This window comes from Bacillus cereus group sp. MYBK14-1 (assembly GCF_051916885.1).
In the GTDB taxonomy this organism is placed as follows: domain Bacteria; phylum Bacillota; class Bacilli; order Bacillales; family Bacillaceae_G; genus Bacillus_A; species Bacillus_A cereus.
Window position 1 is genome coordinate 506,958 of the sequence record NZ_JBQAHM010000002.1, and the last position, 15,218, is coordinate 522,175.

The following is a 15,218-nucleotide window of genomic DNA, read 5'->3' on the forward strand; positions in this document are numbered from 1 at the left end:
TACGAAATCAACTTGTACATGTTTCCCTTTATTTGTCACACACATATGTTATTTTGACCAAGACTATATTGTAAATGAGGTGACAACATGCCCATTACGAATCGATTTTCTACCACCACTAACGGCGCACTCGCTATTACAGGTAATACTTTAGGCTTAAGTAAAATCAGCAATCAAAACCGTGCTGGTACAATCGGGGCAATTGGTGCATTCGCAACTACGAATACTGCTTTACAAGTAACTACTTTTCCTGCTGGTACAACATTAAACTATACACAAAATAGTTCTACCGCTATTTTAAATATCCCTGCTGGTAGTACTATTCTTTACGCAGAACTCGTTTGGGGTGGAAACTATTTATCTCGTGATCAAAACATTACGAGTGTATTAGGAAACCCAGTTTCTTTTACAACACCTGTTTCAACATACTCGATTACTCCTTCAGCTGTTACGGCTTCAAATCAAACTTTCGTTTCAAACTCTATTACATTTGGCTTTTACACTCGTTCAGCAGACGTAACAACTCTTATTCAAGCGGGAGGTGCTGGTTCCTATACTACAGGAGCGGTTCCTGGACTTGTAGATCCTATAGATGCTTCTAATGGAACAATTAATTCGGCTGGATGGACGCTTATCGTCGCTTATCAAAACGGGACATTGCCAGCAAGAAACTTAACCATTTATGTAGCTGGTAACCGTGTTTCTGCAGAAACTGGTAGTGCCGATGTATTTGTTTCTGGATTTTTAACACCTTCAGGAGGACCAGTAAGTGGGAGATTATTTTTAAGTTCTACCGAAGGAGATGCAGATTTAACCGGGGATCAAGCTTTATTTGGACCAAATTTCAGTTCATTAAATGCTTTATCTGGACCAAATAATGCCATAAATAATTTCTTCGGTTCTCAAGTTAATAATGCTGCAGGAAACTTAGATACAACTGGGACATTTGGAACGCGAAATCAAAGTGCTTCTACAGGTACAAACATTTCCGCAGGAAGACAGGGCTGGGATATTACTTCTATTGATATTTCTCCTTATTTAACAAACTCACAAGTATCCGCTGCAATCCGTTTAACTACTAACGGAGATGCATATATGTTAAATACAGTCGGCTTACAAATTAATATAAACTCCCCAAATATACAAGCAACGAAAAGCGTAAATAAAAGTGTTGCTGCAATTGGAGATATTCTCACTTATACAGTTACTATCCCTAACACCGGGCTTCTTCCTGCCAATAACGCTATTTTTATAGATAGTCTCCCTAATGGTACTTCTTTTATACCCGGCACTGTAACAGTAGATAACGTACCACAAACAAATGCAAATCCTGCGGCTGGTATATCTCTTGGAACAATTAATAATGGTGCTTCTCGTATAGTAACTTTCCAAGCTACTGTCGTTTCTCTTCCAAGTCAAAATCCTATCTCTAACACTGCTAATATTACATTTCAATATACACCAATCGCCGGAGGAACAACTTTTAATGGTCTTGCAACAAGTAACTCTGCTGGAACACAAATTAACCTTGCAGATATTAATGGAACAAAATCAGTTAACAAACTTTTTACCGATATTGGTGAAACATTAACTTACAGTATTGCCTTAGCTAATATAGGAAATATCGCTGCAACGAATGTGATATATACGGATCCGATTCCTAGCGGGACTACTTTCATTCCAGGGAGTGTAACTGTGAACGGAGTTACTCAAGCTGGCGCAAATCCCGCTAATGGTATAACAATTGGTTCAATTGCCGCAAATTCCACTACTACTATTTCATTCCAAGTGCTCGTTCCTTCTATCCCTCAAACAAACCCAATATTAAATAGTGGAACAACAACATATCAATACATTCCTGTACCTAATCAACCAGCAGTAAGTGGGACTGATACGACAAATATTGTCTCCACTCAAGTGAATAATGCTACTGTAACAATGACGAAAGCAGTAGATAAAAATTTTGCAGATATTGGTGATACACTAACGTACACCGTTTCCTTTACAGGTACAGGTAATACAAATGCGAACAATGTTATTTTTACAGATGTCATCCCTACTGGAACAACTTTCGTTCTAAACAGTTTAACAATAGATGGCACGACACAAGTGGGTGCAAATCCCGCTACCGGCGTGAACATTGGATCCATAACAAGCGGCACAACAAAAAATGTTGCATTTCAAGTAGTAGTAAACACAATACCCACGTCAAATGTCGTATCTAACGGATCAAGCGCTTCTTATCAATACACTGTCAATCCTAGCCAATCACCTGTTACAAAAAATATTTCTTCGAATCTCGTTTCCACTCAAATTAACAATGCGAATGTAACATTAACAAAATCAACAAATAAACAATTTGCTACAATTGGCGAAACAATAAGTTATACAATCCTTATTACAAACAGTGGAAATACAGCCGCTAATAACGTGCAACTAACAGATCCACTTCCAAACGGAACGATATTGACTCCTGGTACTGTAACACTAAACGGAGTTTTACAAAATGTAGATTCTCTCGTTGCTTTACCTATCGGCACAATTCCTGGTGGGGCTACTGTTACCCTTTCTTTCCAAGTAACAGTCATCAATATTACGACCCAAAATCCTATCATTAATAACGCCTTCGCTTCTTATCTATATACTGTAAATCCAAGTTTGCCACCGACTTCAAAAACAGCAAATTCTAATTCTGTTACATCAACAATTAGACTAGCAAATCTCCGTGCTAATAAATCTGTAGATAAAACGTTTGCGGAAGTTGGCGATGTATTAACTTACACCTTCGCTCTTACGAACGATGGGAATGTTGCAGCAAACAATGTATTACTATCTGATTCAATTGCGAATGGAACCGCCTTTGTCCCAAACAGCGTTATAGTTAACAGTGTTACTCAGCCAGGCGTTACACCAGCTAGCATCAATATTGGTAGCATCAATGCTAATACTACAATTACAGCTTCATTCCAAGTAGTAATAACTAGCATTCCAAATCCAAACCCTATTTCAAATAGCGCTTCCATCTCCTATAACTTTATCGTTGATCCAAACGCTTCACCTGTAAGTAAGAACACTACTTCAACTACTACATTTACTCAAGTAAACGATGCAAATGTCATTTCAGCCAAAACAGTGGACCGAGCGTTCGCTACCGTAGGGGATATATTAACTTATACTGTTACTTTGACGAATGCAGGAAGTGTTTCTGCTGATAGTCCTACTTTCGTAGATACGAATCCAGACGGTACTACCTTTATCCCAAACACTTTTCTTATTAATGGTGTACTCCAAAATAACGCAGATCCAAATATAGGTGTTCCACTACCTTCCATTGCTGCTAATGGCTCACTTACTGTCTCTTATCAAGTAACCGTCACCTCTTTACCAACACAAAACCCAACATTAAATTCATCTAGTACACAGTATAGCTTTATTCTAAATCCGGGCGATCCACCAACTATAGAAACATCTGTAAGTAATACTGTAAGTACACAAATTAATTTAGCAAATGTAGTGATTGTCAAAGAAGTAGATTTAACTATCGCCGATGTCGGGCAACCAATCACATATACAATTTCTTTAGCTAATCTTGGCAATACTACAGCAAATAATGTTATTGTTACCGATATAATCCCTAATGGCTCCACTATCGTACCAAATAGTATTTTTATAGGTGGTACTTTACAACAAAGTGCAGACCCTAGTACCGGTCTTCAAGTCGGCTCCATTCCTTCAGGTGGTTTTACAACGATTGTTTTTCAAATAAGTGCAAATGGGCTACCTTCACCAAACCCAATTCAAAACAGCGCTTCACTTCAATATAGCTTTATCGCTGATCCAAACTTACCTGCTCTCGTTAGAAACACTGCTAGCAATATAGTAACTACACAAATTAATACTGCTAACATCGTTGCTACAAAACTCACAAGCACAAACTTCGCTGATGTTGGTGATGTCATACTATATGCAACTATTTTAACAAATAACGGGAATATCTCTGCTGCTAATGTAACGTTTACAGATATCATTCCAGCGGGTACCCTCTTCATTCCTAATACTGTAACGATTAATAATGTCCCTGTAGCTAACGCAAATCCTGCCACTGGCATTTCAATTGGTACGATAGGAGCGAATTCATCACGCACCGTTGCATTTCAAGTTTTTGTACCAACTATCCCTGCTGTAAACCCAATTACAAATCAATCAAGCACAACATTCCAATATACGTATGATCCATCCAAACCTGCTGTGATGCAGATGGTTGCTTCTAACACTGTACAGACAACTATTAATAACGCCTCAATTGCCGCTACTAAATCTGCAGATAAACAGTTTGCTAACGTAAATGATATTATTACGTACACGACTACTTTAACGAATAACGGGAACACACTTGCATCAAATGTAATATTTACAGATGTAATTCCAAACGGAACATCGTTTATTCCTAATAGTGTTACTGTAAATGGGAATACACTGCCTAATGTCAATCCAGCAAGCGGAATTGCAATCGACCCAATAAATCCGAATGCATATACAATCATCTCATTCCAAGTACAAGTAAATTCTATCCCGAATCCAAATCCAATCCCGAACCAAAATAATACAACGTACCAGTATGTCGTAGATCCTAACTTACCTCCAGCATCCGCCAATACGTTAAGTAACGTAATAACAACTCAAATTAATAACGCTACTATTGTCGCTACTAAGTCTGTGAATACACCGACAGCTGCAATTGGTGATATTGTTACTTATACGATTGCAGTAACAAATACAGGTAATATCCCTGCTAGTGCAACTGTTTTAACAGATGGGCTTGGCGCAGGAGCTTCATTTATCCAAAACTCCGTAACGATCAATAATGTTCCACAACCAGGATTAGATCCATCACTTGGTGTTCACTTGGCAGATATTTCGCCAGGAGATACTGTATTCATTACTTTTCAAGCACAAATTTTAGCGATACCACCTAGTGGCACATTAACAAATAATGCTCTTGTAAATTATGAATATACCGTAAATCCAAACCAATCTCCTGCTGTTGGTAGCACTGTAACAAATACAACAGTTACACCAATTATTGACGCTACTTTAGTAATAAATAAAAGCGCTAGTACAACTTTCGCTACAATTGGTGATACAATTACATTCACTTCAGCTGTTACAAACAACGGAAATACTACTGCGAACAACATTATTTTTACTGATACAATTCCAAACGGTACTACCTTTATCCCAAATAGCTTTAAGATAAATGGTGTAACCGTTCCGAATGCAAATCCACAAAACGGTATCAATATTGGTAACTTAAATTCAAATGCATCTGCTACACTCAGTTTTCAAGTAAACATTACAACACTTCCAAACCCTAATCCAATCCCGAATAAATCATCGCTTCAATATAGCTTTATTGTAGATATAAATGAACCGCCAGTTTCACGAACAGTTCAATCTAATAAAACCTTTACACAAGTAAATACTGCTTCTGTTATCGCAACAAAAACTGCAAGCAGTGCTTTTGCTGCTGTTGGAGATACAATTACGTATACAACTACCCTCACCAATAGCGGAAATACTGCCGCAAACACACCTGTTTTTATCGATATATTACCACCTGAACTTTCATTCGTTCCTGATAGCGTACAAATTAATACCATCCCACAACTTGGATTTAGACCAGATAGCGGGATTTCTTTAGACTCAATTCCAGTTGGAGGAACGACAACAATTAGCTTTCAAGCTATCGTTGGCTCAATACCAGTTACAAATCCAACTTTGAACCAGTCTAGCACGACATACTCGATCATTGTTGATCCTACCCAGCCGCCGGTGACAGAAACAGCTACAAGTAATCCAACTTTAGTTCAAATTAACGAAGCGATTATTCAAGCAACGAAAAGTGTGGATCGGCTATTTTCTGACATAGCACCTGGAAATTCATTTTTAACGTATACAGTTTTATTAGAAAATGTAGGAAACACAACTGCTACGAATATCATTTTTACAGATCCGATTCCAAATAACACAGTATTTATAGAAGATAGCGTTCGAGTAGGCGGAGTTTTATTACCTGGAGTAAATCCAGCTAACGGGATACCAATTGGAGATATTATTGCAGGAGATTTTATAAATGTTACCTTCCGTGTGCAAGTAGTTAGCATTCCAAATCCAATTTTCACAATTGGACCAGGCGGACCAAACTCACCGGTTGTAAACGGCGCTTCTATTGATTATAAATTTATGGGACCTAATTTACCACTTGTTTCACGAAATACGACATCTAATTCTGTTTCGACACAAATAAATTCTGGGGAAATTGTGGCAATCAAATCTGTAGATAAAACTTTCGCAACGATTGGTGATACAATTTCTTATACAATTACATTAAGTAACCCTGGAAATGTCACTTCACAAAATATAATTTTCACGGATACTTTACCTGATGGGACGACATTCATATCTGGCACTCTTACAAACGATTCTGGTACACAGCAAATCGGAAATCCATCTAACGGGATTCAGATTGGAAATATAAACCCAAATGGAACGGCCGTGATTACTCTCAACGTACTTGTTACAAACATTCCAAGTATAAATCCAATTTCTAATTTTAGTTCTGTACAATTTGCACATGTAGTTGATCCTAGCCAACCTGCCGTAACACAAACGAACGTATCTAATGCTGTTTCGACAACAATTAATAGTGCAATATTAACGACCCAAAAAAGCGTTGATAAATCTATCATTTCTGTTGGAGATACGATTACGTATACAACAACTATTACAAATACAGGAAATACGACTGCAACGAATATAACGTTCACGAGCGCAATTCCAGCTAACACTACCTTTATACCAAACTCAGTCAAAATAAATGGGGTTCAGCAATCTGGTGCGCAACCAGCACTTGGAGTAACTATACCAAATATCGCTCCTGGTGAAACAGTAACCGTTACTTTCCAAGCAAATGTTCTTTCTGTTCCCCCTTCAAGTTCGATTATGGGTAATGACACAATTTTATATTCTTATACTGTCGATCCAAACGGAACTCCTATTACAACTTCTACTTCAACGAATATTGTTACAAACCCGGTACTAGATGCTATGATAACGATGGTAAAATCGGTCGATCAAACAATTGTAACACTAGGTGATACCATTACCTATACAACCATTCTAACGAATAATGGCAATACAAATGCAACGAATATTACTTTCACTGATCTTATTCCAGACGGCACAACGTTCATTCCGAATAGTGTCACAATCAATGGCAGTACACACATCGAACTCGATCCTAATACAGGTATAACAATCGGATCAATTGCTCCTAACAACTCAATATCTATCGCATTTCAAGTTACTGCTACTTCTACACCAAACCAAAATCCTGTAGCCAATTCCGCTACTGCTTCTTACACATTTATCGCTGATCCAAATGCACCGATTGTTTCAAGAAACGTTACTTCAAACACAGTGTTTACTACGATTAATACAGCTAACATTCTTTCATTAAAACAAGTCGATAAATCCTTTAGTCGTATTGGAGACATACTCACTTATACTGTCGTTTTAACAAACAATGGAAACTCATCTGCACAAAATGTTATATTTACAGATACAGTGCCAAGCGTCACTACATTTATTGCAAACACATTTTCTATTAATGGAGTTCCTCAAAGTGGGGCGGATCCATCGAACGGTGTGAATATTGGGACAATAACAGCCGGGACTACAGTAACAGTTTCGTTCCAAGTTACTGTAACATCATTACCAACCCAAAACCCAATTGTAAATTTCTCATCAACATCGTATCAATTAGTCTCACCGCCTGATGCAGAAACTTCAATTAGTAATCCTGTTTCAACCCAAATTAACGAAGCAATATTGTCTATGACGAAAAATGAAAGTGTATCCTTTGCAGATATCGGGCAAACTGCTTTTTATACTACTTCTATTACCAATGTAGGCAATACCGATGCAACTAATATTGTATTCACAGATGCATTACCAAGTGGACTCACATTTGTTCCTAACACATTAACTATCGATGGCGTTTTACAACCTAACGCGGATCCAAATACAGGTGTATTACTTGCAACACTTCCACCAAATGAAATATATAGTATCGTCTTTCAAGTTACAGTAAACAATATTCCCCTTAGTAACCCAGCACCAAATACAGTATCAACGACGTATGAATTTACTGTTGATCCTGTTAATCCTCCCGTTTCAAGTGCAGCTACTTCCAACACTACACTCCTTCAAATAAACAACGCAACTATTATTAGCACCAAAACAGCAGATCTTACTTTTGCGGATGTTGGTAATACAATAACATTTACACTTAACCTTCCTAATACCGGAAATGTGACCGCAACTGATGTAACTATTATCGATATTCTTGATAGCAATTTAAGTTTCGTTCCAAATAGTTTCACAGCTAATGGGCAAACCATTCCAAACGCCGATTTATCAACTGGTGTAAATATTGGTTCCATTAATGGTGGTAATACGGCAATCGTTACATTCCAAGCAACTGTTATTACACTTCCAACACTTAATCCCATTTCTAACTCTGCTTCTACCACATATCATTATGTCGTTGATCCTAGCCAGCCACTTATTACAACTTCCAATCAATCTAATACAACGACAACACAAATTAATAGCGCTATCCTTACTGCACAAAAAAATTCAAATGTATCTACGGTAGATATCGGGCAGGATATTACCTACACCGTTACAATTACAAATAGCGGAAATGTAAGTGCAACGAATGTTATTTTTACCGACCTTATTCCAGACGGAACTTCCTTTGAACCGAATAGCTTTACACTGAACGGAACTAGCATCCCAAATGCAGATATCATTACAGGCGTTCCAATCGGTGATATCGCGCCAAACGAATCTGTCATCGTAGCATTTAACATTATCGCCAATGAAATTCCGCCTATAAATCCAATTACTAATCAAGCTAGCGTTAGCTTTCAACATATCGTTAATCCAGCTAATCCCCCAGTTTCAAAAAATATTATTTCTAACAACGTTACAACAAAAATTGAAAGTGCTATTTTAAATACTATTAAAATAGGAGATAAAACTTTTGCAACGATTGGTGATACGATTACGTATACAACGACTATTACGAACACAGGCAATATTCCTGCTAACAACGCTATATTCTCAGACCCTTTACCATCGTGGACACAATTTGTTGCAGGATCAGTTATTGTTGATGGCACTCCATTACCATCCGCTTCGATTATTAACGGTGTTGGCATAAATACAATCAATCCAAATCAAACTGTTACAATCATATTCCAAGTACAAATCGTAAGTAATCCAACAACGTTCACACCTGAACTCCAAAACTTAGGATTTGTTAACTTCCAATATAACGTAGGCAATGCATTACTGGCTCAACCTGGCAATGTGGAAACGAATGTCTTCGTTACTTCTATTAATACAGCAATACTTTCAGCTGTAAAAACTGCTAATACAGCCTTTGCAAATATTGGAGATACGATCACTTATACAGTTTTGATTCAAAATAGCGGCAATACAAACGCTACGAATATAAATTTCTCAGACCCAGTTCCAGCAGGAACAACCTTTGTTGAAAATAGTTTTGCTGTAAATGGAAGTACCATTCCAGGTGCAAATCCAAATAACGGAGTGAATATCGGAACAATTAGCTCGGATAGTTCCTTAACCGTTACTTTCCAAGTCATAGTTACATCAACTCCACCTTCAAATCCGATTACAAACGTAGCATCTATTCAATACACATTCATCGTTGATCCGGCCTCTCCTCCTGTTACAGGCACGATAAATTCTAATAGCGCTTCTACACAAATTAATAACGCGACTGTTACAACTGTTTTACAAGCAAATCGTTCAATTGTGTCTATCGGGGATATAATTACGTATACAGCAACATTAACGAATACTGGAAACTTCCCTGCAAACTCTGTATTACTCATTAATGGAGTTCCTGAAGGAGCATTATTTGTTCCAAATAGTGTTACGCTCAACGGGATTTCACTTCCAGATGCAAGTCCAACTCTCGGTATTCCCGTTGGTATTATCGCACCAGGTGATTCCGCTACTATTACGTTCCAATTTCTTGCAAGTTCTATTCCACCACAAGGAGCAATTATAAATCAAGCACTTACAAGTTACACGTATATTGTCGATCCAAGTCAACCTCCTGTTACAGCAACATCCTCGTCTAATACGGTTAATACAGCTGTTGTTGATGCATCGTTATCCGTAATTAAAAGTACAGATTCTCTCGTACAATCTACTGACGGTACAATCACTTACACAGTAGTCGTTCAAAATAACGGAAATACTACTGCAAATACAGTTACTTTAACAGATTTGGTCCCCGAAGGAACTGCCTTTATTCCGAATAGCGTAACTATTAATAGCGTTTCCGTTCCAGATGCTGATCCTAACGTAGGAATACCATTAAACTCCATCACACCGTCAGAAATCGTCACTGTAACATTCCAGGTTATCGTTCAATCTATTCCAAGCGTAAACCCAATTTCTAATACAGCCCGTATTGACTATACTTTTATCGCCGATCCAACTGCTCCTATCATCTCTCGAACAATTACGTCTAATCCTGCTTTCACACAAATTTCGGATGCGACTATCCTTTCTTTAAAAGCAGTCAATGCACCGCAAGCAACAACAGGTGATATTTTGACTTACACAATAACACTAGAAAATACCGGAAATATTCCAGCTACGAATCTCATATTTTCAGATACGATCCCCCAAGATACTACATTCGTAGAAAATAGTTTTACACTTAACGGAACAACTATACTTGATGCCAATCCAAATGTAGGTGTTACTTTACCTACCTTAGCAGCAAATGCTACTCACCTTATTTCGTTCCAAATTCTTATTAACGATTCATTCTCGCAAGAATCGATTACAAATCAATCCAATACAACATATACACTCCAACCAGACCCAGGGCAACCACCTATTACTGAAACATCTACTAGTAATATCGTCATTACAAATTTCGTGCAAGCACAATTGACAATTACAAAAACATCCAATCCAACAACTGTAGATATCGGTGGAACTATACTTTATATTTCTGAAGTGAAAAATATCGGTAATGTTGACGCAATAAATATTAATTTCACAGATTCTATCCCAGCTGGGACTACATTCGTTCCCGATAGTGTCACAATTAACGGTGTCCTTCAGCCAGATGTAAATCCTGAAAACGGTATACCGATTGGAACAATTCCAGCAAACAGTTCCAAAACGATACTATTTCAAGTGCAAACAAATAATCCACCGAATGAAACTGAAATTGTAAATCAATCTTTAGCAACTTACCAATATGTAAGTATTCCTACAGCCCCACCAGTAAATCGCTCTGCAAATTCTAACATTGTTACAACATCACTTCAAAATGCAAATATTATATCTGTTAAAAGTGCGGATGTAAATTTCGTATCAATCGGGCAAATGATTACCTACACAAATACACTTCAAAATATAGGAACCGTTCCGGCTAACAATATCGTGTTCATTGATAACATTCCAGAAGGTACTATATTCATTGAAGATAGCTTAGCAATAAATAATGTAATTCAGCCTGGCGTGAATCCTGAAAACGGAGTAACTCTCGGCACGATACAACCAAATGAAACAGTCACTATTTCATTCCAAGTACAACTTACAAATATATCAGAGGGCAATACAGTCATTAATATTTCAGACGCTTCGTACGAATACCAAATTGACCCTAGTTCTCCAATTATTCAGCGTAGATCGTTATCAAATGCAGTAAATACTGAAGTGCGAACGGCAAATGTTAGTGCAATTAAATCCGCTAACAGATCCATTACACGTATCGGTCAAATCATCACATATACAGTCGCAGTTACAAACGCCGGTACCATACCTATTACAAATACTCTCCTACTTGACGTAATTGCTTCTGGCACCACATTCGTTCCAAATAGCATTCTTGTAGATGGCGTACCAAGACCTAACGAAAATCCAATTACCGGTATCAATCTTGATATAATTCTTCCAAATAATACGATTATTGTTACGTTCCAAGTAAGCGTAGTTTCTATACCGCCACAAAATAACATTAATAATATCGCCGTCATTCACTATGAGTATCGACCAGACCCAAGCACACCACCAATTTCAGAAACGACCTCTTCCAATGCTACAAACATACAATTTATTGATGCTATTCTTATTGCTACAAAATCTGCTAATACTGTATTAGCTACTATTGATGAAACCATTGAATATACAGTATTCATTCAAAATAATGGATCGGCTACAACTAACTCCATCTTTTTTACAGATACTATAGCAGATGGAACAGTATTTATTCCAGGAAGTGTAATAGTTAATAATACTGTACTTCCTGCAGCAGATCCGAATATCGGCTTTTCCATTCCTAATGTCGCAGCAGGTCAAATGACTACAATAACATTCCAAGTTTCCGTTACGAATTTACCTACTGTAAATCCAACACCTAATACTGCAAACATTGTCTACGACTTTATTTTCAATCTTGACTTTGCACCAATTCAAAAATCTACTACTTCCAATACTACTTTCGTTCAAATTAATGATGCTGATATCGTTTCACTTAAAACCGTTGATTTAACCTCTGTAACGATTGGTGACATTTTAACTTATACAACAACTTTAACGAATACAGGGAATACGGATGCCACTGCTGTTGTATTTACAGACAATATACCTGATGGAACAACCTTTATTGACGGTAGCGTTTTAGTAAATAACATTCCTCAGCTTAACGCCAATCCAAGTGTAGGTATACTTGTAGGAACGATTGCTCCTAACATTTCTATCCCAGTCACATTTTCTGTTACCGTCGTAGCTCTTCCTGCTAGCGGTCATGTTCAAAATCAATCAACTTCTCGTTATACAATTAACGTGGAAGAACAAATATCGACTAGCAATATTACCTTCACTGAAGTTATTTCCGCTAATGTAATTGCGACAAAAACAACACCTATCCAATATGCTGACTTACAAACTATCATCCCTTATACAATTTCCATCATAAATAACGGAAATATACAAGTCGAAAACATTATTGTTACAGATATTATCCCAGCAAATACGAGCTTTATAGAGAATAGTGTTATCGTGAACGGCAACGCTCGGCCAAATGACAATCCTCTTAACGGTATACAAATTGATACCATTCCACCTAATACGACAGCAACTATTCTATTCCAAGTAAGGGTTACTTCGATTCCACAAACAAATCCAATCTCTAACACGAGTACAATTGAATATGAATACACGTTACCAGATCGACCACCTATTACCGAAACTATTATTTCATCAGCTGCCGCAACAGAAATTAATCACGCAAATTTGAATAGTAATAAAGCTGTTGACCTTGCATTTGCAACGGTTGGTGATACGTTAACGTATACGATTACACTAAATCAAACCGGTAATGTTGCAGTAAATGATGTAATTATTCAAGATATTATTCCTCAAGGTACTACGTTTATAGAAAATAGCGTCATTGTAAACGGAGAAACTCTTCCAGGAGTGAATCCAGTAAGCGGCATACCAATTGGTACTATAACTATTGGTGAAGATGCTATCGTTTCATTCCAAGTAACTGTGACTTCTATTCCAACACCAAATGAACTAAACAACAACGCAATTACTACTTTTAACTATATAGTCAACCCAAATAACGCACCTGTTACAAATACGACTACAACAAACACCGTCACAACTACTGTCCAAAATGATAATGTCATTGCGATAAAAGCTGTTGATTTCACAAGTGCCTTACCCGGTCAAACTTTAACGTATACCATCACGATTACTAATAATGGTAATATCATTATCGAAGACCTTCTTTTAGTAGACACAGCACCAGCAGATACGACATTTGTTATTGGTAGTGTTACGATTAACGGAATCAATCAACCTAATGCGAATCCGGAAAATGGTATTACGTTAGGAAATCTTGCTCCAAATGAATCTGTTATTATTACATTCCAAGTGACAATTTCTTCTTCTACTCTTCAATCTACAATCAATAACGATGCTACTATTTCCTATACGCCTATTGTCGGTCCAATCCAACCACCTATTACGATTACAAAGCAAATGAATACAGTTACAAAGCAAACAAATACCGTTACAACGACAGTCGTTGATCCGATGGTTGACATTGAAAAAACAGCTGACAAATCTATTGTCGTTATAGGAGATATCATTACATTTACATTAGCGGTATTTAATCACTCCCCCATTCCGACAATCAGTACTTCTGTTATAGACAGCATTCCAGCTGGTACAACATTTATAGAAAACAGCGTAACAATTAACGGTACTCCCGTTACAAATGTTCGTCCAGACACTGGTATTAATATCGGCTCTTTACCTGCAGATTCAGTAGCAACTATAACATTTCAAGTGCTCGTAACTTCTATTCCTTCAAACAGTACAATTATAAATTCTGCAACAGTTACCGCTGCCTTTCAATTGACACCACAGGATCCAATTATTACTTTCATTGTTAATTCAAATATTGTTCGTATACCAATTCAATTTATAACTGCAACAGTCACGAAAAATGCTTCCGTCAGCTCAGCTTATTTAAATCAATATTTTGATTACACGGTACGTATTACAAATACTTCCAAAATTTCACTCTCAAATATTTCTTTACAAGATACCATTCCAGCAGGTTTACAATTTATAAACGGCACTGTCTTTATTAACGGTGAACGCTCTCCACTAGCGAATCCGAATATCGGTTTCCTAGTTGCCACTAATTTGGAACCAAACGAAACAATTATCGTATTATTCACAGTACAAGTAATAAGTCCACCTGTTAATAATGAATTTAAAAATACGGCCAATATTTCGTTACAACTTCAAGTCTCGCCTACCGACCCACCAATTACAGTAACCGTTACAAGTAACGAAAACATCGTCACTTTTGTTCCAGAAAATCCAGATGAAACACTTCCAAATTTAAATTGCTTCTTTGACGGTGAACGCTTCATTCGCATTACTCCTCGAAATGTACGAAATTACCTTTGGACTTGGATTTGGTGGAAGTAATTGAAACAAAAAAGAGATTGTAGTTTGGTTGAAACCAAATTACAATCTCTTTTTCATTACCTATATCCCACTACGTTGTA

At 37.2% G+C, this 15,218-nt stretch carries 1 protein-coding gene; it reads left to right on the forward strand.

The features are described 5' to 3' along the window. Positions 1–87: 87 nt before the first annotated feature. Positions 88–15,138, forward strand: a complete 15,051-nt coding sequence (locus ACTFR3_RS08630) for a DUF7507 domain-containing protein (protein ID WP_440044355.1) — start codon at positions 88–90, stop codon at positions 15,136–15,138. Positions 15,139–15,218 lie beyond the last annotated feature (80 nt).